Origin of the sequence: Allobosea sp. MMO-172, assembly GCF_037147855.1 — a bacterium.
Taxonomy (GTDB): Bacteria; Pseudomonadota; Alphaproteobacteria; order Rhizobiales; family Beijerinckiaceae; genus Allobosea.
Window position 1 is genome coordinate 185324 of the sequence record NZ_JBBCUM010000001.1, and the last position, 26126, is coordinate 211449.

26 protein-coding genes are annotated in these 26126 nt (G+C 67.8%); 9 read left to right on the forward strand and 17 right to left on the reverse strand.

The features are described 5' to 3' along the window. The first annotated feature begins 12 nt into the window (after positions 1 to 12). Positions 13 to 807 (forward strand): class I SAM-dependent methyltransferase, encoded by a 795-nt coding sequence (locus WFK61_RS00825; protein WP_336809646.1) that lies wholly within the window; start codon positions 13 to 15, stop codon positions 805 to 807. Between the two features lie 17 nt (positions 808 to 824). On the opposite strand, the gene WFK61_RS00830 is transcribed toward WFK61_RS00825, so the two are convergent. After that, positions 825 to 2600 (reverse strand): acyl-CoA dehydrogenase family protein, encoded by a 1776-nt coding sequence (locus WFK61_RS00830; RefSeq protein WP_336809647.1) that lies wholly within the window; start codon positions 2598 to 2600, stop codon positions 825 to 827. A gap of 177 nt (positions 2601 to 2777) precedes the next feature. Between WFK61_RS00830 and WFK61_RS00835 the strand changes: the two genes are divergently transcribed. Together WFK61_RS00835 and WFK61_RS00840 are read left to right on the forward strand one after the other, a co-directional pair. Further along, on the forward strand, positions 2778 to 3758 hold the full coding sequence (locus tag WFK61_RS00835) for an L-threonylcarbamoyladenylate synthase (protein WP_336809648.1): 981 nt from the start codon (positions 2778 to 2780) through the stop codon (positions 3756 to 3758). 218 nt (positions 3759 to 3976) lie between these two features. Continuing rightward, positions 3977 to 4876 (forward strand): LysR family transcriptional regulator, encoded by a 900-nt coding sequence (locus tag WFK61_RS00840; RefSeq protein WP_336809649.1) that lies wholly within the window; start codon positions 3977 to 3979, stop codon positions 4874 to 4876. Between the two features lie 187 nt (positions 4877 to 5063). Here WFK61_RS00840 and acuI read toward each other — a convergent pair whose 3' ends face one another. Next, positions 5064 to 6050, reverse strand: coding sequence for an acrylyl-CoA reductase (NADPH) (gene acuI, locus WFK61_RS00845; RefSeq protein WP_336809650.1), 987 nt, complete (start codon positions 6048 to 6050; stop codon positions 5064 to 5066). Between the two features lie 150 nt (positions 6051 to 6200). Then, a complete protein-coding gene (locus tag WFK61_RS00850; RefSeq protein ID WP_336809651.1) occupies positions 6201 to 7433 on the reverse strand; it encodes an MFS transporter in 1233 nt (410 codons plus the stop codon). A gap of 317 nt (positions 7434 to 7750) precedes the next feature. Here WFK61_RS00850 and WFK61_RS00855 point away from each other — a divergent pair, with 317 nt between their 5' ends. Together WFK61_RS00855 and WFK61_RS00860 are read left to right on the forward strand one after the other, a co-directional pair. Next, positions 7751 to 9058: a cell wall hydrolase gene (locus WFK61_RS00855; RefSeq protein WP_336809652.1), complete on the forward strand. Its 1308-nt coding sequence runs from the start codon at positions 7751 to 7753 to the stop codon at positions 9056 to 9058. Between the two features lie 558 nt (positions 9059 to 9616). Beyond that, on the forward strand, positions 9617 to 10210 hold the full coding sequence (locus tag WFK61_RS00860) for a hypothetical protein (RefSeq protein ID WP_336809653.1): 594 nt from the start codon (positions 9617 to 9619) through the stop codon (positions 10208 to 10210). 285 nt (positions 10211 to 10495) lie between these two features. Here WFK61_RS00860 and WFK61_RS00865 read toward each other — a convergent pair whose 3' ends face one another. The 10 genes from WFK61_RS00865 to WFK61_RS00910 form a co-directional block, all read right to left on the reverse strand. Continuing rightward, positions 10496 to 10765 (reverse strand): hypothetical protein, encoded by a 270-nt coding sequence (locus WFK61_RS00865; protein WP_336809654.1) that lies wholly within the window; start codon positions 10763 to 10765, stop codon positions 10496 to 10498. A gap of 5 nt (positions 10766 to 10770) precedes the next feature. Then, complete coding sequence (gene infA, locus WFK61_RS00870) at positions 10771 to 11040, reverse strand: translation initiation factor IF-1 (RefSeq protein ID WP_336809655.1); 270 nt, start codon at positions 11038 to 11040, stop codon at positions 10771 to 10773. A gap of 78 nt (positions 11041 to 11118) precedes the next feature. Continuing rightward, entirely contained in the window at positions 11119 to 12636 is a 1518-nt protein-coding gene (locus WFK61_RS00875; RefSeq protein ID WP_336809656.1) for a DEAD/DEAH box helicase, read from the reverse strand. 281 nt (positions 12637 to 12917) lie between these two features. Then, on the reverse strand, positions 12918 to 13127 hold the full coding sequence (locus tag WFK61_RS00880) for a cold-shock protein (RefSeq protein ID WP_047578161.1): 210 nt from the start codon (positions 13125 to 13127) through the stop codon (positions 12918 to 12920). A 230-nt stretch (positions 13128 to 13357) separates the two neighbouring features. Further along, positions 13358 to 13732 (reverse strand): helix-turn-helix domain-containing protein, encoded by a 375-nt coding sequence (locus WFK61_RS00885; RefSeq protein WP_336809657.1) that lies wholly within the window; start codon positions 13730 to 13732, stop codon positions 13358 to 13360. Positions 13733 to 13741: 9 nt separating this feature from the next. Further along, positions 13742 to 13996, reverse strand: coding sequence for a type II toxin-antitoxin system RelE family toxin (locus WFK61_RS00890; protein WP_336809658.1), 255 nt, complete (start codon positions 13994 to 13996; stop codon positions 13742 to 13744). Between the two features lie 43 nt (positions 13997 to 14039). Next, positions 14040 to 14747, reverse strand: coding sequence for an HAD family hydrolase (locus WFK61_RS00895; protein WP_336809659.1), 708 nt, complete (start codon positions 14745 to 14747; stop codon positions 14040 to 14042). A 68-nt stretch (positions 14748 to 14815) separates the two neighbouring features. Then, the gene (locus WFK61_RS00900; RefSeq protein ID WP_336809660.1) at positions 14816 to 15364 is read right to left on the reverse strand and encodes a cytochrome c oxidase subunit II; all 549 of its coding nucleotides are present in this window, start codon (positions 15362 to 15364) and stop codon (positions 14816 to 14818) included. Next, positions 15361 to 18045 carry a pyruvate, phosphate dikinase gene (gene ppdK / locus WFK61_RS00905; RefSeq protein WP_336809661.1) on the reverse strand — a complete coding sequence of 895 codons (2685 nt, stop codon included), beginning with the start codon at positions 18043 to 18045 and terminating at the stop codon, positions 15361 to 15363. The genes WFK61_RS00900 and ppdK overlap by 4 nt, the downstream gene beginning before the upstream one ends. Before the next feature lie 187 nt (positions 18046 to 18232). Continuing rightward, on the reverse strand, positions 18233 to 18727 hold the full coding sequence (locus WFK61_RS00910) for a YcgN family cysteine cluster protein (RefSeq protein WP_336809662.1): 495 nt from the start codon (positions 18725 to 18727) through the stop codon (positions 18233 to 18235). Between the two features lie 234 nt (positions 18728 to 18961). Here WFK61_RS00910 and WFK61_RS00915 point away from each other — a divergent pair, with 234 nt between their 5' ends. The 3 genes from WFK61_RS00915 to WFK61_RS00925 all read left to right on the forward strand — a co-directional run bounded on the left by WFK61_RS00915 (position 18962) and on the right by WFK61_RS00925 (position 22586). Continuing rightward, positions 18962 to 21184: a transglycosylase domain-containing protein gene (locus WFK61_RS00915; RefSeq protein ID WP_336809663.1), complete on the forward strand. Its 2223-nt coding sequence runs from the start codon at positions 18962 to 18964 to the stop codon at positions 21182 to 21184. A gap of 197 nt (positions 21185 to 21381) precedes the next feature. Next, positions 21382 to 21957, forward strand: a complete 576-nt coding sequence (locus WFK61_RS00920) for a DUF1214 domain-containing protein (protein ID WP_336809664.1) — start codon at positions 21382 to 21384, stop codon at positions 21955 to 21957. Further along, on the forward strand, positions 21954 to 22586 hold the full coding sequence (locus WFK61_RS00925) for a DUF1254 domain-containing protein (RefSeq protein WP_336809665.1): 633 nt from the start codon (positions 21954 to 21956) through the stop codon (positions 22584 to 22586). Before WFK61_RS00920 ends, WFK61_RS00925 begins: the two co-directional genes overlap by 4 nt. A gap of 153 nt (positions 22587 to 22739) precedes the next feature. Here WFK61_RS00925 and WFK61_RS00930 read toward each other — a convergent pair whose 3' ends face one another. Both WFK61_RS00930 and WFK61_RS00935 read right to left on the reverse strand, forming a co-directional pair. Beyond that, complete coding sequence (locus WFK61_RS00930; RefSeq protein ID WP_336809666.1) at positions 22740 to 23504, reverse strand: hypothetical protein; 765 nt, start codon at positions 23502 to 23504, stop codon at positions 22740 to 22742. After that, a complete protein-coding gene (locus WFK61_RS00935; RefSeq protein WP_336809667.1) occupies positions 23501 to 23707 on the reverse strand; it encodes a hypothetical protein in 207 nt (68 codons plus the stop codon). Before WFK61_RS00935 ends, WFK61_RS00930 begins: the two co-directional genes overlap by 4 nt. Before the next feature lie 169 nt (positions 23708 to 23876). Here WFK61_RS00935 and WFK61_RS00940 point away from each other — a divergent pair, with 169 nt between their 5' ends. Further along, positions 23877 to 25007, forward strand: a complete 1131-nt coding sequence (locus tag WFK61_RS00940; protein WP_336809668.1) for a DUF2336 domain-containing protein — start codon at positions 23877 to 23879, stop codon at positions 25005 to 25007. A gap of 187 nt (positions 25008 to 25194) precedes the next feature. On the opposite strand, the gene WFK61_RS00945 is transcribed toward WFK61_RS00940, so the two are convergent. Beyond that, the gene (locus WFK61_RS00945; RefSeq protein WP_336809669.1) at positions 25195 to 25530 is read right to left on the reverse strand and encodes a DUF1491 family protein; all 336 of its coding nucleotides are present in this window, start codon (positions 25528 to 25530) and stop codon (positions 25195 to 25197) included. Positions 25531 to 25544: 14 nt separating this feature from the next. After that, positions 25545 to 26120 (reverse strand): hypothetical protein, encoded by a 576-nt coding sequence (locus WFK61_RS00950; protein WP_336809670.1) that lies wholly within the window; start codon positions 26118 to 26120, stop codon positions 25545 to 25547. Positions 26121 to 26126 lie beyond the last annotated feature (6 nt).

A 26126-nucleotide genomic window follows, 5' to 3' on the forward strand; every position in this document is an offset into this window, starting at 1 on the left:
CGGAGCAGCACCATGGACAGCACCGATGTCGCCGCTTGCTGGGAGGCCAATGCCGAGACATGGACCCGGCATGCACGGGCCGGCTACGACCTCTACCGCGACGCCCAGAACACGCCGGTCTTCCTGGCGAACCTGCCGGATATCGCAGGGCTGAAAGGGCTCGATATCGGCTGCGGCGAGGGCTCGAACACGCGCAAGCTCGCCGAAGCCGGCGGGCGCATGATCGCCGTCGACATCGCGCCGACCTTCATCCGCCATGCGCAGGAGGCTGAAGCCGCGGCTCCGCTCGGAATCGACTACCGGTTCGGCGACGGCACCGCCCTGCCCTTCCCGGACGGGTCTTTCGATTTCGCCACGGCCTTCATGTCGCTGATGGACATGCACCGGCAGGACCTCGGCATCGCCGAGGCCGCGCGCGTGCTCAAGCCCGGCGGTTTCTTGCAGTTCTCGATCCTGCATCCCTGCTTCGCGCCGCCGAACCGCAAGGTCGTGCGCGCTGCGGACGGCACCGTGACCGGGCTGCTGATCACGGAGTACTTCAACAACACGAACGGGGCGATCGAGACCTGGCGCTTCGGGGCCGCGCCCGAGCATGAAAAGGCCAAGGTCGAGCCGTTCCGCGTGCCGCGCTTCCACCGCACGCTGAGCGAATGGGTGGCGATGATCGTCGCGGCGGGGCTCACGATCGAGCAGATGGTCGAGCCGAGCGTCGACGCGGAGACGGCGCGGGCCATCCCCTATCTCGCCGACACGCATATCGCGCCATTGTTCCTGCATATCCGCGCCCGCAAGGCTACGGCTGCCTGAACGGGGCGCGGCTGCGCTCACGCGGCGAAGACCGCGGCCGCGTCGGCGATGGCGCCGGCGCCTTCCGTCACCGCGAGTTCGAGGGCCGGCGCCTCGGTCGCAATGCATTCGGCATAGAAGCGGGCGGTGGCGAGATCGGCCGTGCCCTCAGCCTCCGAACGCGTGGCGAGCGCCTTCTTCGCCAGTCCCGTGCCGCCCTGCGCCAGCGCGAAGAGTTTGAGATAGGGCGTGGCGCCGGCCAGAGCATCGGCAGGCTTGCCGCCGAGCGCGCCGAGCATCCATTCCGTGGCGCGTTCCAGAGAGTCGACGGCAGCGCCGAGGCGGGCGGCGGCATGGCCGAAGCCCGGATTGTTGGCGCGTTCGACCTCGGCGACGATGCCGCGCATCTCGTTGATCAGAGCGTGTACCGCGTCGCCGCTGGACAACGGCAGTTTACGGGTGACGAGATCGATCGCCTGGATGCCGTTGGTGCCCTCGTAGATCGCTGCGATCCGGGCATCGCGGAGATGCTGGGCGGCGCCGGTCTCCTCGACGAAGCCCATGCCGCCATGAACCTGCACGCCGGTCGAGGCGACATCGATGCCTATATCAGTGGCATAGGCCTTGGCGATGGGGGTGAGGATCGCGGCGCGCTCGGAGGCCGCCTTGCGCTTGCCCTCGTCGGTTTCGCGATGCGAGCGGTCGAGCGCCTCGGCAACCTGATAGGAGATGGCGCGAGCGCCTTGGGTCTTGGCGCGCATGTCCATCAGCATGCGGCGGACATCGGGGTGGACGATGATCGGGCTCATCGGCGCGCCCTTGGGCGCATCGAGCGCTGCGCCCTGCTTGCGCTCATGCGCGAAGGCGAGCGCCTGCTGATAGGCGCGCTCGGCAATGGCGACGCCCTGCAGCGCGACATTGAGCCGGGCGTTGTTCATCATCGTGAACATGCAGGCGAGGCCACGGTTCTCCTCGCCGATCAGCCAGCCGATCGCACCGTCATTGTCGCCGAAGGCCATCGAGCAGGTCGGCGAGGCATGGATGCCGAGCTTGTGCTCGATGCCGGAGCAGCGCAGGTCGTTATGGGCGCCGAGCGAGCCATCGGCATTGACCAGGAATTTCGGCACGAGGAAGAGCGAGATGCCGCGCGTGCCGGGAGGGGCATCGGGCAGGCGCGCCAGCACGAGATGGATGATGTTGTCCGTCAGATCGTGCTCGCCATAGGTGATGAAGATCTTCTGGCCGGTGATGCGATAGGTGCCGTCACCGACGCGCTCGGCCTTGCTGCGAAGCGCGTTGAGATCGGAGCCCGCCTGCGGCTCGGTCAGGTTCATCGTGCCCATCCACTCGCCGGAGACGAGCTTGGCGAGATAGGTCTCCTTGAGATGATCGGAGCCGTGCGCATAGAGCGCTTCGATCGCGCCGACCGTCAGCAACGGGCCGAGCGCGAAGGCGAAGGCGGCCGAATTCCACATCTCGATGCAGGCCGATTGCAGCAGCGTCGGCAGGCCCTGTCCGCCATAGGCTTCCGGCGCCGGCAGCGCGTTCCAGCCGGCCTCGGCCCAGGCCTTGTAGGCCTCCTTCCAGCCGGGCGGCGTGGTGACGGCGCCGTCCTTCAGCTTCGAGCCATTGAGGTCGCCGACGCGGTTCAGCGGCGCGATCACGTCGTTGGCGAATTTCGCGGCCTCGTCGAGCACGGCTTCCGCCACGCCGCCTTCGAGCTCGGGCACGAGCCCGTCGGCGATGAGCCGGTCGAGCCCCGCGACGTGGCGCATGGTGGAGAGCATGTCCGAAACCGGGGCGCGATAGCTCATAACCGTCTCTCCCTGAGGCCGGCACTTGCCCTTGAAGGCAGCCGCAGCCTGCATTTGCCGTTGCCGCGATGGTAGCGAGGAACTATCGCCTAAGCCACGCGCAAGCGAGCGCGACCTTCGTCCCGTGTCGCGCCCGTCAGTTAGTTTATATATAAACCATCTTTGGTCAATCGTATCGTGAACCAGCCCTCGCCTCCTCCTCGCCAGACGAAGCTCCTCGCCGCCGATGCCTCCGGCATCGGCGAGGCGGCTGAACTGCTGCGGGCCGGCGGGCTCGTCGCCATGCCGACCGAGACGGTCTACGGACTCGCGGCAGACGCGACCTCGGGCGCGGCGGTCGCCGGCATCTACGCCGCCAAGGAGCGGCCGAGCTTCAACCCGCTGATCTCGCATCTGCCCGATCTCGCGAGCGCGCGCCGGCAAGGCCTGTTCGATGCGAACGCGCTGGCGCTGGCGCAAGCCTTCTGGCCAGGGCCGTTGACGCTGGTCGTGCCGGCCTCGCCCGGATGCACCGTGAGCGATCTGGCGCGGGCGGGGCTCCCCTCCGTGGCGTTGCGCGTTCCGGCCCATCCGGTCGCGCATGCCGTGCTGGAAGCGGCCGGGCGTCCGATCGCGGCGCCTTCCGCCAATCGCTCCGGCCGGATCAGCGCGACCAGCGCCCCCCATGTCCTCGCGGATCTGGAAGGCCGCATCGATGCCGTCATCGATGCCGGCCCGACCGAGGTCGGCGTCGAATCGACCATCGTCGCCTGCCTCGACGGCGCGCCGCGGCTGCTGCGTCCCGGCGGTGTGCCGCGCGAGGCGATCGAGCGGGTCATCGGCCGACCGCTGGTGATCGTGGGCGATGCCGGCCACGCGCCGATCTCGCCCGGCATGCTCGCCTCGCATTATGCGCCGGCGGCGCGCGTGCGGCTTGATGCAGACGCTCCGGCGGACGGCGAGGCCTGGCTCGGCTTCGGTCCCGAGGCGCACGAGCATCCGGCCTCGCTCAATCTCAGCCCGAGCGGCGATCTGCGCGAGGCCGCCGCCCATCTCTTCGGCCATATGCGCCGACTCGACGAGATGGGGCGGAAGACCATCGCGGTCGCCCGCATTCCCGAGCACGGGCTGGGCGAGGCGATCAACGACCGTCTGCGGCGCGCCGCGGCACCACGCTGAAGGTTTCACAGCCCTCATCCTGAGGAGCGAGCCAAAGGCTCGCGTCTCGAAGGATGCTCCAGATGTCTCCGGAGCCTCTTGAAGCATCCTTCGAGACGCCGCTTCGCGGCTCCTCAGGATGAGGGCTCGGATACGATCTGCTCTCTCGGATTTGAATTCCTCCAGCTTGCATCATTGCAAGATATCGGCTTGCGTGCGCGCAGGAGGATGCCTCGCCGATGAATGCCAAGCTTGCCTGGGACGATTTCCGGCTGATCAAGGCCATTGCCGATCATGACGGGCTGACCGGGGCGGCGGCGGCGCTCTCGGTCAATCATTCGACCGTGTTCCGGCGTCTTGGCCAGATCGAGGAGCTCGTCGGCCTGCCGCTCTTCGAGCGGCGCAAGACCGGCTATGTCGCGACGGTTGCCGGGGCCGAGATGGCGGCGCTGGCGAGCCGCATGGACGAGGATGTCACCGCCTTCGCCCGGCGCCTTGCCGGCCGGGATGTCGCTCCCTCCGGCGAATTGCGGATCACCACGACCGACACGCTCTACCAAAACGTGCTGCTGCCGATCTTCGCGGCCTTCCGCAAAGCACATCCGCTGATCCGGCTCGATGTCGTCATAGGCAACCAGGCGCTCAACCTGTCGAAGCGCGACGCCGATATCGCGATCCGCGCCAGCGACACGCCGGGCGAGACGCTGGTCGGCCGGCGCATCGCCACCATCGCCTGGGCGATCTATGGCCGCGCCGCGGACGGTATCACGCCTGAGGAGGAGGCAAACCCGACGCTGCTCTACCAGCGCGACTGGGTCGCGCTCGGCGACCAGCTCTCGCATGTGAAGGCCGCGCGCTTCGTGCGCGAGCATGTCGCGCCGGAGCGGATCGCGCTGAAGAGCTCGGCCGTGCTGGGAATCGCCGAGGCGGTGGCGCAAGGCCTCGGCATCGGGCCACTGCCCTGCTTCATCGCCGACCAGCGGCCGGAGCTGATGCGGCTCCTGCCGCCCAATCCGGATTTCGCGACGGGCCTCTGGGTGCTGACCCACCCCGATATCCGCCATGTGCCGCGCGTCCGCGCCTTCATGGATTTCTGCAGCAACGAACTCGCGCGGCAGCGGGCGTTGTTCGAGGGGTAAGGTTCGAGGGGTAAGGACAGATGCAGACCTGAGCTCAGCTCCATGAACACGACATGGCCCCAGCCCGTCATGCTCGCCCTTGTGGCGAGCATCCACGTCTTGAACACAGGCCTTGATCGACGAAGACGTGGATGGCCGGGACAAGCCCGACCATGACGAGAACGATGACGGCGTGGCTCCGCGCAGATCAACCGATCTCGACGACCACTCTGCCCTTCACCTTGCCTTCGACGATGGCCTTGCCGATCTCGATCACCGCTTCCAGCGGGATCGTCGTGGTAATCAGGGCGAGCTTGTCGCGGTCGAGATCGCTGGCGAGGCGCAGCCAGGCTTCGAGCCGGCGCGGCTTCGGGCACATCACCGAATCGACGCCGAGCAGGGCGACGCCGCGCAGGATGAAGGGCGCGACCGAGGCCGGCAGGTCCATGCCCTGCGCCAGCCCGCAGGCGGCGATGGCGCCGCCGTATTTCGTCATCGAGAGCAGGTTCGCGAGGGTGTGCGAACCGACCGCGTCGACGCCGGCGATCCAGCGCTCCTTGCCGAGTGGGCGGCCGGGCGCCGCCAGTTCGTTGCGGTCGATGATCTCGGCGGCGCCGAGGCTCTTGAGGTAGTCGGCCTCTTCGGCCCGGCCGGTCGAGGCGATGACGCGCCAGCCGGCCTTGGCGAGCAACGCGATCGCGACCGAGCCGACACCGCCGGCAGCGCCTGTCACCACGACCGGACCATCGGAGGGCTTCAGGCCGTGCTTTTCGAGCGCGAGCACGCAGAGCATGGCCGTGTAGCCGGCCGTGCCGATCGCCATCGCCTGGGCCGGCGTGAGCCCTGCCGGCAGCGACACCAGCCAGTCGCCCTTGACGCGGCTCTTCTGGGCGTAGGCGCCGAGATGCGTTTCGCCCGTGCCCCAGCCGTTGAGGACGACGAGATCGCCGGGCTTGAAATCGGGATGATCGGAGGTCTCGACCCGGCCGGCGAAGTCGATGCCGGGGATCATCGGCCAGCGGCGCACCACCGGCGCCTTGCCGGTGACGGCGAGCCCGTCCTTGTAGTTCACCGTCGAATGCGTGACGCGGACGGTGACGTCGCCCTCCATCAGGTCGCTCTCGGCGAAATCGGTGAAGGCGAGGTTCGGCCCGGTCTCGCCCTTGGTCGCCACGAGGGCCTTGAACGTCGTCATCACCATCTCCGGAGCACTGGGCATCGGGTCGAAAAGTGGAATCCGGTTTTCGGGAATTCCGATGCCGCTTCAAAAACACGAAGGCCGACAAGGTTGCAGCGGCGTGGCGCCACCGCAACCCCATCGGCCATATGCAGGTTCGTCTCCCGATCAGGCGGGCTGCGCTTCCGGCCGGTTCACCGGCCGCTCGACGATCGGCAGGTTGATCAGGGCCGAAGCAACGCCGAGCGCGACCGAGAGCCACCAGACGAACTGGTAGTTGCCCATCGATTCGTAGAGCACGCCGCCCAGCCAGACCCCGAGGAAGCCGCCGACCTGGTGCGAGAAGAAGGCGAAGCCATAGAGCATCGCCATGTACTTGGTGCCGAACATCAGCATGACCAGCGAGGAGGTCGGCGGCACGGTCGAGAGCCAGAACAGGCCGATGACGATGCCGAAGGTGATCGCGGTGGTCGGGCTCGGCGGCAGCAGGATGAAGGCGGCGATGGCGACCGCACGGCCGAGATAGATCCAGGCGAGGAGATGGCGCTTCGGCATCCGCGTCGAGAGCCAGCCCGAGGAGAGCGAACCGACCGCATTGGCGAGGCCGATGACGGCGAGCGTCCAGCCGCCGACCCAGGCCGGCAGGCCGGCATCCTTGAGATAGGCCGGCATGTGAACGGTGATGAAGGCGAGCTGGAAGCCGCAGGTAAAGAAGCCGAGCACGAGCAGGACGTAGCTGCGGTGCTTGAAGGCCTCGCCCAGTGCCTGCGCGATCGTCTGGTTCGGCAGGTTCGCCGCAGCCGCGCCCGCCGCAGCGCCAGTCTTGCGCGTCGCCATGACGATCGAGATCGGCAGGATCGGCAGCAGCGTGAAGGCGAAGACAATGAGCGCCTGCTGCCAGCCCAGCGTCTCGATCAGGATGTTGCCGATCGGCGGGAACAGGAACTGGCCGAAGGAGCCGGCGGCCGTGCCGGCGCCGAAAGCCATCGGCCGCCACTGCTCCGGCAGCAGCTTGCCGAAGGCGGCAAGCACGAGGTTGAACGAGCAGGCGGACAGGCCGAAGCCGATCAGCACGCCGGCGCCGAGATGGAGCTGCAGCGGCGTCGTCGCATAGGCCATCATGACGAGGCCGCCAGCGTAGAGAAGCGCGCCGACGCAGAGCACGCGCACGGTGCCGTAGCGATCGGCGATGGCGCCGGCGAAGGGCGCGCCGAGCCCCCAGAGCAGGTTCTGGATCGCCAGCGCCAGACTGAAAGTATCGCGACCCCAGTTGAACTGGATCGTCATCGGGATCTGGAACAGGCCGGCGCTGGCGCGCGGGCCGAAGGTGATGAGCGCAATCAGGCAGCCGGCTGCGACGATGATCTCCGGAGCGTAGCTGCGCGCTGGCGTGGACGTCATGGCTATCTCCGATAGCGTCGAATGTGTGGCTACACGTTAGCGCCCCGCCCGCAGGGCAACCAGCGCGATTTCGTGAAATCTCGCATCACGACAAAGCATGGAAGGCAAGGCGCGTTCGCGCTTCCCCCGTCTGTGAGAAAATAGCCCGGCGACGCCGAAACGACGAGGGGGCGCGTGCCCTCGCACCGCCGTCGCATACGAAGCTTTGCCGCCGTTAACCGGCGCTCAACCTTACCGAGGTGATAACGGAACTCAACGAAGGCGCGCGTGTATCGGCTGCGCTTTTCGTTCCGTGCGATCGGGACGGGTGTGTCGCTTTGAGTCATTGGCGTGTGCACAGGCATGGGCGGAAGGCGCGCCCCCTCGGCATCAAATGGGCCGCGAGCACCGTCGCGCCCTGGGCCCTGTCGGTCGGCATGCTCGTTTCCTTCACCGCCTCCGCCGGCCAGAATTTCGGGCCGACCGGCCTGCCCTCCAGCGCCGTGGCCCGGGTCGCGCCCGGCCCCGTCTCGGAATTGGCCGAAGGCCCCTCGATGCTGGTCGCGGCCAGCGCCTTCAGGCTGCCCGGCCTTGCCCTGACCTCCGCCGTCACGCAGGCGAAGCTCTCCTTCGAAGACCCGGAGCGCCGTGTCGTCGTCGACCCGCGCGCGCCGCGCGAGGACATGAAGCGTTCCGTGGCCGCGACCTTCCCCGAGGTCGACCGCACGGCCAAGGGCGACATGCTGCCGAGCCTGCGGCCGGGCCTCTCCGAGCATCCCTCGATCGAACTGGAACGCGTCATCTTCGGCGACACCCAGCCCAAGCTGATCTCCGGCGGTTTCTCGCTCGACGCCATGCGCGCGGCCGAGGCCGTCGACGGACCCCAGACCGGCTTCGAGCCCTATGCCAATGACGAAGGCCTGACCGATCCGGCCCTGTCGGATTCCTCCCCCGTCTCGCCGTTCAAGCCGAAGATCCTCTCGGCGCGGCAGGCGGAACTGCATCTCGAAAGCATCGACGGCTCGTCGCCGTCAGTGTCGCAGGCGAGCCAGGCCTCCTCCTCGACGCCGCTCGTCGGCTCGGTGATCGGCACGCTGACGCCCTCCGCCCTGCCCGCTCATGCCGCCCCGCAGCAGCGCGGGCGGATCGCGCTGGCCTCGGCCCCGGCCAATCGCGACCTGCGTCTCGCCGAGCCCGGCGTGAAGCAGGACTACACCAAGCTGATCGCGCCGGAGAGCATGGCGAAGGAACAGCGCTGCCTCGCGGAAGCCGTCTATTTCGAGGCCCGCTCCGAGTCGCTTCAGGGACAGGCGGCGGTGGCGCAGGTGGTTCTCAACCGCGTGAAGAGCGGGCTCTATCCGAGCAGCGTCTGCGGCGTCGTCTACCAGAACAGCAACCGCTACCTCGCCTGCCAGTTCACCTTCACCTGCGAAGGCAAGTCGCTGCGCATCACCGAGCCCGCCTCCTGGCGCGACGCGGTCAGGATCGCGCGCGAGGTCTATGACGGCACGACCTATCTGCCGGAAGTCGGCGCCTCGACCCATTATCACGCCAATTACGTGCGGCCTTACTGGGCGAAGCGGCTAAAGAAGATGGACACGATCGGCCAGCACGTCTTCTATCAGCTGCGGCCGGGGCAGACCTGAGGGAGCCAATTGCTGCCCGCCTTCGGCGCAGCGGCCGCGACAACGCTATCCGAACAGGAAGTGCCAGACGCCATAGCCGACCACGCCGAGCCAGCCGAGCGTCACCGCCGCGGTCAGGCCCAGGCAGAGCGCGATGAACGCATTGTTCCCGATATCGCTCATGAAACCTCCCGCGAGGATTACCCCCGCGACCTCCGGCGGTGCGCGATCGGACTGGCGGCATACAGTCCAAACCTCGCCGACGCCCTGCAACCGCCTAGCGGAGCGGCCCCACGCCCGCGTCCTGCATTCGAAGGGTGCACGGCGGCTCGACCGCTTCCGGCAGCTCCTCCACGTTAACGGGTAGAGCGCGATCGCCCCAGAGGCCGGCCTGAGCCGCAATGGCTAAAAAGCGATATTTCTCATTTAGTTGACTGCAATCTGCGTGAATGGGCCGGGCTGCGCCGAATTGGTTAATTTTACCTTGTTTTAGCGTTTACCTTGCGTTCATCACTGCGAGCGGGCTTCCTGTCTCCAACGAACGGCGCTCGGCGCCGGAACCGACAGGTCAGGTCCAACATGGTGCGCGCTCTTTCTTCAGGGATCATCGCCGCTTCCAGCCTCGCAGCCGCGCTCGTGCTCGGCGCCTCGGCCGCCCAGGCCGGCGGCGGCTGCCGCGGCTCCGCCTGCTACAATCTGGTCAACACCCCGCCGGTCTACGGCACCATCGACGAGACCTATCAGGTCCGTCCGGCGCAGGTGCAGCGCCGCGTCGTCCCGGCTGAATACGAGACCGTCACCGACACGGTGATGATCGCTCCCGAGCGCCGCATTCCGCATCATCGTGCCGCCGTCTACGAGACGGTGACCGAGAAGGTGCTGATCTCGTCCGCCACCCGCCGCTGGGAAGTGACCCGCGACGCCTGGGGCAACACGGTCGGCTGCTGGGTCGATGTGCCCGCCCGCTACGGCTACCAGAGCCGCCGCGTCGAGGTTTCGCCGGCCACCATCGATTACGAGACGGTTCCTGCCGTCTACACGCAACGTCAGCGTCAGGTGATGACCCGTCCGACCCAGGTCGTGCGGGAGGAAATCCCTGCCGTCTACGAGACCCGGCAGCGCCAGGTGATGGTCAGCGCCGGTTCGCAGTACTGGTCCCGCTCGCGCTACTGAGCGGACGGGACGGAGTTTCACGCAGACCCTTTTTTACCACGGAACGACCACTTTCACCCCGGCCCTCGCGCCGGGGTTTTTTCTTGGGCGGTTTTCCCGCAGCACGACCGTCATTCCGGGACATGGCAAGGCCATGAGCCCGGAATCCAGAGCTACTGAATCTGATCGAGAAGGAGCAAATATCGACGCCCACCCGAAAGATGGCGTCGGTTCTGGTTTCCGGGCTCTTCGCTATCGCGAAGCACCGGAGTGACCGTGGAGCATGATGTGATCCGGAGCGCCCGCTCAGGCGATCTTGCCGCCGAGCAGCAGGATACAGACGCCGACGACGAAGGCGAGGAAGCGGGCGGGCATGCCGACCAGCGTGCCCGGAGGGCGACCCGTCGCAAACCCGACGAGCAGCTCGACGATGCCCAGCCCGAACAGCACGATGACGAAAGGCGGCAGGGCGCCGTCGGGAGAGACGAGGCCGGCCCGGGCCGCCCAGGCGACGATCGTGCCGAGAACGGCGCCCAGCGCGACGAACAAAAGCTCGTTTCGCGACAGGCGCATCACGTCGATTAACGCCGGCGGAAGTTCTGGCGCTGCGGACCGCCCGGAGCCGGACCGGCCGTCTTCTGGCGGAAATTGATCCGGCCGCGATCGAGGTCGTAAGGCGACATCTCGACGATGACGCGATCGCCCGCGATGGTGCGGATGCGGTTCTTCTTCATTTTGCCGGCGGCATAGGCCAGGATGATGTGATCGTTGTCGAGCTTCACCCGGTAGTTGCCGTCCGGAAGCACCTCGACCACGGTGCCGTCGAATTCAAGCAGTTCTTCTTTCGCCATCTGTCGTCCTTCGTGAGCCCTAGGGCGCATGGGCGAGCCATCATGAGAGAGGCTCGCCCTGTTCTGGTCGATCGCGCGTCAGCGCGCGCGCCGCCGGGCGCCGTTGGTGCGTGGTTGCTGTGTTCTTTGCTGCAAGAACGCGACGCCGCCAAGCCCTTCTTTTGCGGAAACGCCGTCTTTTCGTTGTGCCGCCTGCTCAGGGCGCGGGGCACGCTCGGGATGACGCGGGCGCTCGTGGCGCTCCTGGCGCTGACCGCCATTGGCGGGCTGATTGCGCTGGCCGCCCTCGCCGGGCTTGCCGCTGCGCGGCTGCTGCCCCTGCGGGCGAGCCTGCTGCTGGCCCTGCGGGCGGGCACCTTGCTGGCCCTGCGGGCGGCCTTGGCCGCCGCGCCCGCCGCCGTTCTGCTGCTGGCCACGCCCGCCACCGCGCTGGTTCTGCGGCGGCTTCTTCGGCGTACGGCCATCCCAATAGGGCACGGCGCCGATCGGGGTGATCGCGACCTTGGTCAGCTTCTCGATGGCAGCGAGATCGCCGCGCTCTTCCGGCGTGCAGAAGGCGATGGCGAGGCCCGACGCTCCGGCGCGCGCGGTGCGGCCGATGCGGTGGACATAGGTCTCCGGCACGTTCGGCAGGTCGAAATTGACGACATGGCTGATGCCGTCGACATCGATGCCCCGCGCGGCGATATCGGTCGCGACGAGGATGCGCAGGCTACCGTCGCGGAAGGCGCCGAGCGCCCGCTCGCGCTGGCTCTGGCTCTTGTTGCCGTGGATCGCGGCCGCCTCGATGCCGGACGCGCCGAGCTGGCGCACGACCTTGTCGGCACCATGCTTGGTGCGGGTGAAGACGATGGCGCGCTCGAGCTCGGGCACGTTCAGCGTCTTCGCCAGCAGCGCCGGCTTGTCGCCCGGCTCGGTAAAGATGACGCGCTGGTCGATCTTCTCGGCGGTGGTCGCGACCGGCGCCACCGCGACCTCGACCGGATCGGTCAGGTAGGCGGAGGCGATCTCGCGGATCGGCTTCGGCATGGTCGCCGAGAAGAGCAGCGTGTGGCGCTCCTTCGGGATCAGGGTCGCGATGCGGCGCAACGCGTGGATGAAGCCGAGGTCGAGCATCTGGTCGGCCTCGTCGAGGACGAGGAACTCGATCTCGCGCAGCGAGACGGCGCGCTGATCGACGAGGTCGAGCAGACGGCCGGGGGTGGCGACGAGGATGTCGACCTTTTCGCCGAGCGCGCGGATCTGCTTGCCGACGGGCACGCCGCCGAAGATCACCGTCGATTTCAGCGAGGTGTAGCGAGCATAGGTGCGGATGCTGGCTTCGATCTGGGCCGAGAGCTCACGCGTCGGCGACAGGATGAGCGCACGCACCGAGCGGGCCGGCATCTGGCGCGGCTTGGCGAGCAGCCGATGCAGCATCGGCAGCGAGAAGGCAGCGGTCTTGCCGGTGCCGGTCTGGGCGGCGCCGAGCAGGTCACGGCCCTGGAGAATATGCGGAATGGCCTGCGCCTGGATCGGCGTCGGCGTTTCATAGCCCTCGGCCGCGAGCGCCTTGAGAAGGGGCTCGGCGAGGCCGAGATCGGTAAACTTGGTCAAGAAGGATCTTTCCGGACGCCGCGATGCGAGGGGCGCATGTGGGTTTCGGCTGCGCCGCAGGCTCGCATCCGGCCTGAACTCAAAATAGTCGGACCTGCCGGCGAACCGCTAGCCACAGCGCCGGCAGGCTTATCGTGGACCGGGGCCGCTATAGCATCGGACCGAAAAGCGGCTTCCACTTTTCGGAAAACTCCGATGCGATAACAAAGCGATGGATCATCGTGACCGCATCCTATCGGAGGCGCGATGATCCAGGCTCGCCCGGTCGATCAGGTATCAGCTCAGGCGACGACGAGGTTGCCGGCCGAGGTCTTGCCGGTCTTGCGATCGGCAACGAGTTCGTACGAGACGACCTGGCCGTCGCGCAGCTCGCGGAGACCCGCGCGCTCGACAGCGGAGATGTGGACGAACACGTCCTGGCCGCCGTTCTCAGGGGTGATGAAGCCGTAGCCCTTGGTGGCGTTGAACCACTTCACGGTGCCCTTTTCCATAGTTCCAGAATCCTTACGTTTCAGATCCGCGTATCGTTGCGACCCAGAGCTCGACGCGCGGACGTCTTGCAGTGGTATTGTAGCGATGTGTGGTGGATCTGAATCGTGCCCGCCGACCGGATTGCCCGCGCGGAGGATTGGCCAGAACCCGGCCGCATCTCGTCATACATCGGTGCGGATAGCACGAAATGCAAGAAGGGTCCAGCAAGGGCCGGGATCACGCATCTTACCTAGACAAGGTCATCCGGCTGCACATGCAGGGCCTGGGCAATCCGCTCCAGCTTCTCTGCCCCCGCGCGCCGCGCGCCGGTCTCGATCTGGCTGAGATAGGGCTGCGACAGACCAGCCGCCTGCGCGAGGCCGCTGACGCTCAGGCCGCGATGCTCCCGCCACACGCGGATCGGGCTTTCGCCCGCGAGAAGGCGCTCGACCATGGCCGCAGGCAGCAATTCCTCCTCGCCTGCCTCCAGCCGTTCGCGGAAAGCCCGCACCGCGGCGATGTCGACTGCGTCCTCGGCTGCGGCCAGCAAAAGCTGATAGTCCGCCTCCGAGAGCATCACCATCCGCTCACCATTGGGGGTCGTGAAGATTTGCGCGTTCATCATCTCAACCTCCTATTCGTAGACTGAGCCACGCGGCGCGATCCTCAAGATGGCGATGACGCGACCGTCCTCGGAAAACAAGATACGCCAATCACCAACCCGCAGCCTGAAGATGCCGGCTTCGCCCTTCAATGCTTTCACATTGTTGGCCAGCGAGCCTGGATCGGCGGCATACTGGTCGATCTTCAGGCGGATCGTAGCGGCGACATTGGCAGGCATCCGCCGCAACGTGCGCACGGCATCCTTGCTGTATGACACCAGCTTCATGGTCAATTCATAGCAAAACTATTGCTAAATGCAATATCTTTGCTCAACGCAGGCGTTCCACAACGCCGCACAAACCGCCCAGATCGGCCAGCTTGACGAAGCGATCATGCCCCGCCGGCTCCTCGGCGTGTTCCAGCACCCAGGTCAGCTCATGCGGCACATGGACGGCCCAGGAGCCGGCCTCCAGCGCGGGCAGGATGTCGGATTTCAGGGAATTGCCGACCATCATCGCCCGCCCTGCCCCGTCGCCATGGCGGTCGAAGATGCGCCCATAGGTCTCCGGCTTCTTGTCACTGACGATCTCGACCGCATGGAAGAAATCGCCCAGCCCGGATTGCGCGAGCTTGCGCTCCTGGTCGAAAAGATCGCCCTTGGTGATCAGCACCAGCCGGTAGTCGCCGGACAGCGTCGCAAGCGTCTCCTGAACATGCGGCAAGGTCTCGACCGGATGGGCCGCCATCTCGCGCCCGGCGGCGAGTATCTCGCCGATGACCGAAGCCGAGACCTGCCCCCGCGTGATCTCGATCGCCGTCTCGATCATCGAGAGGACGAAGCCCTTAATGCCGAAGCCGTAGAAGCCGAGATTGCGCTTCTCCGCCTCGAGCAAGCGCCCGGAAATCTCGGCCGCCTCGCCATGCTCGCCGAGCAGCGCGACGAAGCGGTCCTCCGTCATCCGGAAGAATTGCTCGTTCTGCCAGAGCGTGTCGTCGGCGTCGAAGCCGATGGTGGTGAGACTGGAGCGCATCGCCATTCCCTCGCAAAGCCCCAATAGTCAGCAGCGCCCAATGACAAGGCCGGACGCTGCTCAGGGGGCGAGCCTCAACGGATACACTGCTTCGGCAGCTCCGTCCGCTCCCAGGCCGCATAGGCCTGCGCGTCGAGCACGCGCAACTCGACTTGCGTCTCGCGAGACCGCTGACCGGAGGCCGCCGCCCCCCGGAAGCGCCCTTCGCTCTCCGGCTTGATGTCGACGATGTCGAGCAGGCCGGGAATGGCGGAAGACTGGATACCCAGATCCGGCAAGGACCAGTCGTGGATGACGTCCTCCGACGTCAGCTGGAGGCGTGTCGCTTCGCCGGCGGGCAGAACGAGCGGGCCCGAAATCACGCATTCCGAGGCGTCCGGCAGCCGGTAACTGTAACGCCAGCCGGATTGCCGGCCGGTAACTGCGACCGTGCGCGCCGGCGTGTCGGCGATCGGGCGTAGCAGGATGTCCAGGGCCTTCCCGCAGCCCTCGCGCATCGGCGCCGGCTTCTGGGCACAGATGCGCGACCATTCCTCGCTGCTCGGCGCAGCCAGGGCCGCACCGGACAGCAGAAGGAGGCCGGCGAACCCGGCGCTCCACCCGCATGCCCGGGTCGCGATCACGCGTCCTTCGCCTTGATCGCGCCGAGAGCCGCCTGCGCGGCGGCAAGCCGGGCGATCGGCACGCGGAAGGGCGAGCAAGAGACGTAGTCGAGGCCGACGCTCTCGCAGAAGCCGATCGAGGCCGGGTCGCCGCCATGCTCGCCGCAAATGCCGAGCTTGATGCCGGACCGGGTCTTGCGACCGCGCTCGGCGGCGAGCTTCACCAGTTCGCCGACGCCGTCCTGATCGATAGTGACGAAGGGATCGGCATCGAGCAGGCCCTTGGCGGTGTAGGAGCCGAGGAAAGAAGAGGCGTCGTCGCGGCTGATGCCGAGCGTCGTCTGCGTCAGGTCGTTGGTGCCGAAGGAGAAGAACTCCGCGCTCTCGGCGATCTCGGCGGCGCGCAAGGCGGCGCGCGGCAGTTCGATCATCGTGCCGACCTGATACTCGATCCTCGTGCCGCTCTCCTCGATCACGGCCTTGGCCATGGCGTCGATGCGCGCCTTGACGAGGTCGAGCTCGGGCTTGCCCATCACGAGCGGCACCATCACCTCGGGGATCACCGGCTTGCCGGTCTCCTTGGCGGCGATCACGGCCGCCTCGAAGATGGCGCGGGCCTGCATCTCCGCGATCTCGGGGAAGGCCACGGCCAGACGGCAGCCGCGGAAGCCGAGCATCGGGTTGAACTCGTGCAATTCGGCGGCGCGATGCTTCAGCGCATCCGGCGTGACGCCGAGCGCGGCCGCGACCTCGCCGATCTCCTTTTCGCCATGCGGCAGGAACTCGTGCAGCGGCGGATCGAGCAGGCGGATCGTCACCGGCAGGCCGCTCATGATGGTGAAGAGCTGGACGAAGTCCTGGCGCTGCACCGGCAGAAGCTTGGCGAGCGCAGCCCGCCTGCCCTTGTCGTCATGGGCGAGGATCATCTCGCGGACGGCCTGGATGCGGCCCTCGTCGAAGAACATGTGCTCGGTGCGGCAGAGGCCGATGCCCTCGGCGCCGAACTCGCGCGCGGTCCTGGCATCCTCCGGCGTCTCGGCATTGGCGCGGACCTTGAGGCGGCGGACCTTGTCGGCCCAGCCCATCAGCGTCGCGAACTCGCCGGACAATTCCGGCTTCTGCATCTTGATCTCGCCGAGCAGGACCTGGCCGTTGCCGCCGTCGATGGTAACGAAATCGCCGGCCTTCAGCGTGGTCGGGCCGATCGAGAGCGTGCCCTTGGCGTAGTCGATGCGGATCTGGCCGGCGCCGGAGACGCAGGGCTTGCCCATGCCGCGCGCGACGACCGCCGCATGCGAGGTCATGCCGCCGCGCGAGGTCAGGATGCCCTCGGCGGCGTGCATGCCGTGGATATCCTCGGGCGAGGTCTCGACGCGAACGAGGATGACCTTCTTGCCGGCCTTCTTGGCGGCTTCGGCATCGTCGGAATTGAAGACGATCTCGCCGGCGGCGGCGCCGGGCGAGGCCGGAAGGCCGGTGGTCAGCACGCGACGCTCGGCCTTGGGATCGATGGTCGGGTGCAGGAGCTGGTCGAGCGCGCCGGGCTCGACGCGGCCGACCGCATCCTCCTGCGTGATCAGGCCCTCGGTCGCGAGTTCGACCGCGATGCGCAGCGCCGCCTTGGCGGTGCGCTTGCCGGACCGGGTCTGCAGCATCCAGAGCTTGCCCTCCTGGATGGTGAATTCCATGTCCTGCATGTCGCGGTAATGCTTCTCGAGGATGCCGTAGATGCGGCAAAGCTCGGCATAGGCCTCCGGCATTTCCCGTTCCATCGAGGGCTTGTCGGAGCCCGCCTCGATGCGCGCCGCCTCGGTGATGTCCTGCGGCGTGCGGATGCCGGCGACGACGTCCTCGCCCTGGGCGTTGATCAGGAACTCGCCATAGAGCGCGTTCTCGCCGGTCGAGGGATTGCGGGTGAAGGCGACGCCGGTCGCGGAGGTGTCGCCCATGTTGCCGAACACCATCGACTGGACGTTGACCGCCGTGCCCCAGCTCGCCGGGATGCTGTTCAGCTCGCGATATTTGATGGCGCGGGCGTTCATCCAGGAGGAGAAGACGGCGCCGACCGCGCCCCAAAGCTGTTTCTCAGGCTCCTGCGGGAAGTCGGAGCCGAGCTCCTTCTTCACGATCTCCTTGTACTTGCCGACCAGCAACTTCCAGTCGGCCGCCTTGAGATCGGTGTCGAGATGGAGACCCTTGCGCTCCTTGTAGTCCTCCAGCGCCTCCTCGAAGAGGCCGTGGTCCACGTCGAGCACGACGTTGGAATACATGGTGATGAAGCGGCGATAGCTGTCCCAGGCGAAGCGCTCGTCGCCCGAGGCCTGGGCGACGGCCTCGACCGTCTCGTCGTTGAGGCCGAGATTGAGGACGGTGTCCATCATGCCCGGCATCGAGGCGCGGGCGCCGGAGCGGACCGAAACGAGCAGCGGATTGGCGGGGTCGCCGAAGGTCTTGCCGGTGAGCTTGCCCATGCCGGCGAGCGCGGCCTTGACCTGCCCGTCCAGCTCGGCCGGGAAGCTCTTGCCGTTGTCGTAATAGGCCGTGCAGACCTCGGTGGTGATGGTGAAGCCGGGCGGAACGGGCAGGCCCAGATTGCTCATCTCGGCGAGGTTCGCACCCTTGCCGCCGAGCAGGTTCTTCATTCCCGCCTCACCCTCGGCCTTGCCGTCGCCGAAGGTATAGACCCACTTCCCACCTGCCATCACATAGCCTCTTCTGTTCAACCGGACGAGGCGAACGCCGCGCCGGCGTGAAAGTTTCGTGTGCGTGCCGCCAATGACTCAGGGTCACGGGCCGCGGGGATGAGGCGCTCATGCCCAAACCGACATGAACAATCAATGAGCGTGTGCAGCATCGGCTGATGCAGCGCAATAGCACGGCTGGGTTGCGTCAAGCTCCCTTTCCGCGCGCGGCCCGGGGCCAGCGCAGCGGCCAGTTGACGATGCGCTCGGCGACCTCTTCCTCGGGCACCTCGTCCTCATTGGCGAAGACGCGGCCGCGCACGGAGACACCGGCCGCGACCACGGTCTCGGGATCGCCCGAGACCAGCGGATGCCACCAGGGCAGGTCCTTGCCTTCGGCGACGAGGCGATAGCCGCAGGTCGGCGGCAGCCAGGGCAGCGTGCGGACCTCCTCGGGCGTCAGCGTCACGCAATCCGGCACTTTCTGAGAGCGGTTCGGATAGTCCCGGCAGCGGCAGGTGCCGGCCTCGAACAGGCGACAGCCGACATCGGTCGCAAAAATGCGCCCGGTATCCTCATCCTCGAGCTTGACGAGACAGCAGCGGCCGCAGCCGTCGCAGAGCGATTCCCATTGCTCCGTCGTCATCGCCTCCAGCGGCGTCGTCAGCCAGAAGGGCTGCTCGTTCGGCGGGGTCTGCGTCATGGCAGGCTTATGCGCCGACGGACGCGAAGATGGAAGACCGTCGAGGTCCACCCAAGGTCGCGACGGCACAACATTCGGCGCAGTTCACGGTCCCAAGTACGAAATTTACCGTCCCGCCTCTTATCCCGGCGCCGGGCATGCCTATGTGTCCATTCCCTGGCGCTCGCCTGTTGCCAAGACGGCAAGCTCGCGGCAGGACTTAGACCGGGGGCCATTCGGAAAGCCTGGAACGCCATGGAGTTCAGGAAGGCGGGCTGGAGGACGCGGCTGAAGCGCTTCGCGCTGGCCGCCGACTCATGGCTGGACGCCGGCCTGTGGGGCGCGGGCCGCCGCGCCGGCGAAATCCATGAGCGCATCCGCAGCGTCGCCGACCGGCTGACCGTCACGGGCGGCAAGCGCATCGCCGCCGAATTTGCCAGCGAAGGGCTGAATATCGGCATCGTCGGCGCCATCATCGTGCTGATGCTGGCCTTGCCCTCTTTCCGGATCGGCAACGAAGAAGCGCTCAGGAATCAGGTCTTCGCAGTCACCTTCCTCGATCGCTACGGCATGCCGATCGGCCATCGTGGCGCCCGGCACGACGATTCGCTCAAGCTGGAGGAGATGCCGGACCATCTGCTCAAGGCCGTGCTCGCCACCGAGGACCGGCGCTTCTACGACCATTTCGGCATCGACCTGATCGGCACCTCGCGGGCGCTGCTGGTCAATACCCGCGCCTCCGGCGTCGTCCAGGGCGGCTCGTCGCTGACCCAGCAGCTCGCCAAGAACCTCTTCCTCAACAACGAGCGCTCGCTCGACCGCAAGATCAAGGAAGCCTTCCTGGCGCTCTGGCTGGAGACGCGGCTGAGCAAGAACGAGATCCTCAAGCTCTATCTCGACCGCGCCTATATGGGCGGCGGCACCTTCGGCGCGGCGGCGGCGGCGGAATACTATTTCGGCAAGTCGGTGCGGGACGTCACGCTGGCCGAGGCCGCGATGCTCGCCGGCCTGTTCAAGGCGCCGACGAAATATGCGCCCCATGTCAATCTGCCGGCCGCCCGCGCGCGCGCCAACGACGTGCTCAACGCCATGGTCGATGCCGGCTTCATGACCGCCGGCCAGGTCGACAGCGCCAAGCGCAATCCGGCGACGCCGATCGACCGCAAGCGCGATTCCAGCCCCGACTACTATCTCGACTGGGCGTTCGACGCGGTGAAGGAACTCGCCTCCGAGGGCAAGCTCGGCGCCGACCGCGTGCTGACGGTGAAGACGCCGCACGACACCGCGATCCAGGAGCGCGCCGACGAGGCGATCGAGTCGATCCTGCGCCAGCATGGCCCGGCCTACCGCGTGAAACAGGCCGCGACAGTCGTGATGGACCCGGACGGGGCCGTGCGCGCCATCGTCGGCGGGCGGGACTATGGCGCGAGCCAGTTCAACCGCGCGACGGCGGGCCAGCGCCAGCCCGGCTCCTCGTTCAAACCCTTCGTCTACGCCGCCGCGCTCTCGGCCGGACTCTACAAGCCGAACACCATCGTCACCGACCGGCCGGTCTGCATCGGCAACTGGTGCCCGAACAATTACGGGCGCTCCTATGCCGGATCGATGCCGCTGACAGTCGCGCTGGCGAAGTCGATCAACACGATCCCCGTGCAGATGTCGATCGCCATCGGCCGCGCCACCGGCGAGACGCATGAGGCGCGCGCGGCCACGATCGGCCGCAAGAAGATCATCGAGACGGCCCATGCCATGGGCCTGACCACGCCGCTGACCGACACGGTCTCGCTGCCGATCGGCGCGGGCGAGGTCACGGTCATCGACATGGCCGCCGGTTATTCCGTGCTCGCCAATGGCGGGCGCCGGGCGAAGCCCTATGCCGCGATCGAGATCGCCAATTCGCAGGGCGAGGTGATCTACCGTCACGACCGCGACGAGCCGGAACCGAAGCAGGTGCTGAGCCCGCAGGTGGCCCAGGACATGAACTTCATGCTCTCGAAAGTGCCGACCGAAGGCACCGCGCGCCGTGCCGCGCTGGAGGGCGTCGTCACGGCCGGCAAGACCGGTACGACCAACGGCTACAAGGACGCCTGGTATGTCGGCTATTCCGGCAATCTCGTCGGGGCCGTCTGGTTCGGCAACGACAATTCCGCCGAGACCGCGAACATGACCGGCGGTTCGCTGCCGGCGATGACGTGGAAGGAGATCATGCAGTTCGCCCATCAGGGGCTGGAGCTGAAACCGATCCCCGGCGTGCCCGCCGTCGATCCGAAGGGGGCAGCGATCGCCAAGGCCGGCAGCGCCGCGACACCGGCAAGCACGGTATCCGGCCCCGGCGCCGGCCATATGCCGCGCCAGTCCTTCGAGGTGCTCTCGGCCGTCGGTTCGCTGTTCAAGGCCGTGGAGCCACGGCGCGTGGCCAGCCGCCCCGTGCAGGTCGGCATCCGCGAGATATCGGGCAACGAGCCGCGGGTGCGCTGAGGCTGTTGACGATCATCGTTGCGAGGGGTCAACTCCGCCTCGTCATGGAAACGCGGGTCATCCCGGCCGGAGCGAAGCGAAGAGCCGGGATCCATTCCTGAACCTTGTTCGGAAGCGCCCCGGCATGGATACCGGGTCAAGCCCGGGATGACGCGTGTTTCCGCAGACCATCAGTAGCCTTCGAGTGGAAGGACAGCGTGCGGATTCTCGACCTCGCCTATATCCTCGCCCTCGGGGCCGGGCTCGGCCTCGGCTCGGCGCATTGGGCCGTTGCCGGGCGCCCTGCTATCGGCAAGGTCGAGGTCGGCGCCTGGACGGCCTGGCCGCGCAGCGGCAGCCGCGAGGTCGATCCCTATATGCGCGCCTATCTCGCCCGCGGCGTCCATCTGCCGTTCGGCTCCGGCGAGGGCCTTGAGCTGATCGCCGAGCGGGACGATGCCGGGCAGACGCTGGACGGGCGCTGCCGCTACCGGCTCTCCGGCGCGACGCCGACGACGCGCGGCTGGACCATCGGCATCACCGATGGCGACGGGCTGCCCTTCCGCCTGCCGCTGGAGCGCACGAGCTTCACCGATTCGGAGATCGTCCGGCCGGAGGACGGCGGCCTTGCCATCGTCGCCTCCGCCGCGCCGGAAGCCGGCAACTGGCTGCCCCTGCCGGCGAGCGGGCGCTTCCAGATCCGCCTGCGGCTCTACGACACGCCGATTTCCAGCCAGACCGGCGAGACGCGCGCCAGCAACCTGCCGCGCATCACGCGTGCCGATTGCCGATGAGCGCCGTCAGCCACGATCCGCCGGAACGGCACAATCCGCCCTTCGCCGGCTGGCGGATGCGCCTGCGCGCCGGGTTCGCGCGTTTCGCCCTGACGACGCTGGCAGGCCTCCTCCTCGCGGCGATCGTGCATATCGTCACCGTTCTGGCGATTCCCGCCCTCTCGCGGCACGATGCCGCCCATGCCTATCGCGATCTCGGCACCGAGGGGCATGCCGAGCCGGTCCCTTCCCCCGGCAACAGCCGCGGCCTGCCGGCCCTGCGCGAGGCCGATCCCCATGTCGTCACGGCCATCTGCAGCTATGATCTCTCGGCCGGGCCGATGCGGATCGTCGCCCGCACCGGCACGCTGCCGCTGGGCCTGACGCTGCATCGGCAAGGTGGCGGCGTGCTCTATGCGATCACCGACCGCGCCGCGATCCGCGGCATGCTCGAATTCCTGGTGATGACCGAGACCCAGCGCGACGAGCGCATCGCCGCCGACGAGGAAGGCGAAACCAGCCGGGAGCTGCGCATCGTCTCCGATACCGAGCAGGGCCTGATCGTGGCGCGTGTCCTGCAGCGCCTGCCCTCCGACCGGGCCGATGCGGAGGCGCTCGCGACCGGCGTCGCCTGCGGGGCGGCGAATTGAGTTGAGCTGGTCAGGCTTTTAACGCGCTGGTCATCCCGGACGGAGCGAAGCGGAGATCCGGGATCCATTCCTGAACCTCGATCGGCCGCGCTCCGGAATGGATCCCGGGGCAAGCCCGGGATGACGCCGTGTTTCCGCGGAAAATCTCCGCTCCTACCCCTTATAGACGACGGGGCGCTTGCCGCCTTCGCCGAAGGCGCCGTTGAGCTGCATCTGGCAGAGCGGCTTGGCTTCCATCTCCAGCGCCATGATCGCGCGCTCGGCCCGGACGGCCTCGCGCGAGGGCATCTCGACGACGAGATTGGAGAGCGCATAACGGTAGCTGCGGATGCGGAAATCGATGCGCTCGCAGACCCAGAAGATGAGCCCCTCGTTCTCGACGACGCGCGCCATCGCCGGCTCCTGCTTGTCGGGGGAGACGTCGGGCGACGATTCCGCCGCGCGCATGCGCACCCGGTCCATGTTCACGACGCGCCCGGCATTGGCCCGGAAGGGGCCGATCAGCAGGCGGTCGGCATTGGCATCCTCCGTCAGCCGGTTGTAGCGCGAGGCCTGCGAAGCGAAGGACATCGAGGTCAGCGCCCGGAAATAGTCGCCGACATCGGTCGACTGGGCCGCCACGGGCAGGATGCGGGTATGGGCGAGATTGGAGACCTCGCCCTGGAAGATGCTGCGCTCATGGCCGGGCATGACGAAGCGCCAGGCGCGGTCGCGCATCTGCTCCTCGTCATCGGTCAGGCGGAAATAGGATGCATGCTCGCCGCGGAAGGTCGCGGACCAGAAGCCCGCCTCGGGCGCGATCAGCTGCGTCCAGACCGTCGGCCGCGGACGGCCGAGATCGCCTGTCGTGGCGGTGCAGGCCGAAACCGACGCAGCCGCCAGCAAGGCGATGAGCAGCTTGGCCGGCCCTCGTGTCACGCAGGCTGCCTGCGCGAGCTCTTGCGCGGCACGGCCTTGCGGGGCCGCCCGGCGGAGGCCTTGGCGGCCGGCGGCCGGACCTCGGGCGCGCGCTCGTAGCGAACGCCCGTGAAGAACAGGATTTCCGCCGTCTGCGGCGGAAGGGAGCCGGCTGAAGCCGACTGCGGGCGCCGCTGCGGCGCAAAGGGGATGACGACGGCCATGATGCGCCTCCTTATCCAGCGCCAGAGTTGCAACGCGAAGGCAGGCGAGGTGCGGGCAGCACCGAGTCGCAAGGCCCCGCAAGCCCATCAGGCCCGGACATGGTTAACGCAGCCTTAACGGTCGGGGATTAATGCTGCTGCATCTTCGGTTTCCCGATCCGAGCCCGCCATGCCTGCATCCATCTCCAAGGAACTCGCCGATCTCGCCCGCCTCGCGCGGGATGGCGGGCTCGACCTCAGCCCGATCTCGCTGCGGGTGAAGGCGGATCTGCTGCTGTCCTCGCCGCAGCCCTCGCCGGCCGACCTGGCCGCCTTCAGCGAGATGGCCGAGGCGCTGCTGCCGGGCATCGACGAGGCGACGGCCCTGATCCTGGCCCGCAAGCTCGCCGGCTGGGCCCGGACGCCCGCGCCAGTACTCTCGGGGCTCTCGGCGAAAGGCGGCGCCGTGCTGGCCGAGCTGTTGCGCCATGGCATGCCCGTCCCGGAGGCCGAGATCGAGCGCCTCGTCGAGACCGGCGACGAGGCGATGCGCGCGGCGCTCGCCGTCCGTTCCGACCTGACGGCCCAAGCCGTCATCATGCTGGTCGCGGATGCGAATCGTGCGTTCGACCTCGCCCTGATCGCCAATCACAACGCCCCGATGCCGCGTGCGGCCGTCGACAGCCTGATCGCGCGGGCACGGGTGGAGCCGGCTTATCGGCCCGGCCTGCTGGCACGCCCCGACCTGTCCAATCTGGAGCTCGCGCCGCTGTTCCTCCATGCCGGCGTGGAGCGGCGTCTCGCAATTCTCGAATCGCTGATGGCACGCGAAGCCCTGCATCCGAGCGAGCGGCGCCCTGCCCTTACCGGCCCGGCCTTCGCCGGCTGGCTCGACCTCGCGGCCGAGGATCGTAGCGCCGCCTTTGCCGCCATCGCCGAGCATCTCGGCGGCGGTGCGACCATGGCCGCAGCCATGGCCGGCGATGCGTCGCGGGACCTTGCGGCGCTGGCGCTGACCGCGAGTGGCACCACCGTCGAGGAAGCGACGCGCTTCCTGATCCGGCTCGGCGACGAGACCGCCCATTCGGTCGAGCGTATCTTCGCGCTGGTCGCGCTGATGCGCGCGGTGAGGCCCGCCATCGCCTTTCGCCTCGCCATGCATATCGCCGGAACGGCAGCGCCAGCGCCGCAACGGCGTGGCCAGCATCAGCCGGCGATGGACCCGAGCGGAACGCCCTCACGTGCCGGCAACGCCCGGCCGGACGTCCAGCCGGCCATGTCGGAAGTGCTTGGAAAGATCGGCCGGCGGGACCGCGGCTGAGCCGGCGCGCTTCAGAGTCTGTCTGAGAACGCCCTCAGCCCTCATCCTGAGGAGCCATTCCCTTGGAATGGCGTCTCGAAGGATGCTTCAGGAGGTTCGGGTGCCCGTTGGAGCATCCTTCGAGACGCCGCCAGCGCGGCTCCTCAGGATGAGGGCTGAGGTTCCAAGCGGCTCTGAGCGGATCCAGTCAGCTCTCGACGAGCTGCAACCGGGGATCGCCGGCCCGGTTCTCGATCTCGACCAGCCAGAGATCGCCGTCGAAACGCAATTCGCGATCGACGCGGTCCTCGATCGCGAGCGGATCGGCATCGAGCAGCAGCTGGAAGCGGCGCTCGCCATCATCCTCGGCCAGGGCCTGCGGCGCCGGACCGTAGAGCGCGGCGGTGCCGTCCAGCCGGTCGAGCTTGACGAAGATGGCACCGGCCTCGCGCGCGCCGCGACGGCGCAGCACAGCCACGAGGCCTTCCAGCCCCGCCTGCCGCAGATAGGCCGAAACCCAGAAATCGCTGGTCAGGCGCGCCATCGCGGGCGCGCCGATCAGGTACGCGGCGCCGCGCCGGAGCGATTGGCGGATTTCACGTCCGCCGGCGGGCGCAGGTCGCCATTGATCAGATCGGCGATCGGATCGCGCGCGGGAGCCGTCGCGGCGCGGGGAGCAGCGGCCGGGGCCGCCGGCGCCGCAGCGCGCGGCGCGGCCTGGACGGGAGCGGGCGGACGCGGCTGAGCCTCGCGGGCGGCCTGCGTCTGCGAAAGGTCGCTGGGGCGCGCCGGCGGGCGGATCGGCTGCACGGGCACCTCCGTCGCCGGGGCCGGTGCGGGAGCAGGCGCCGGCTCGGCGCGGCGCTCGGTCGTCGTCCGCGACTGAGTGGTCGGCGTGGAGGCGGAGAGCATCGGGGCGGGATGGCGCGCCTTCTGGAACATCAGCGCATTGGCGACGATGGCCAGCGAGACGATGCCGAAGGCGAGCATGATGAGCGCCCTGCCCGGCCGCTTGCCGGCGACGCGCGCGACGCGGCCAAGCCAGGTCGTCTTGCGGCGCGCCGGCTGGGCGCGGCGCACCGGAGCTGAGAGGGAAGCGCCGGAATGGGCGCGGGCGGCCATGGTCATCGACATTACGTC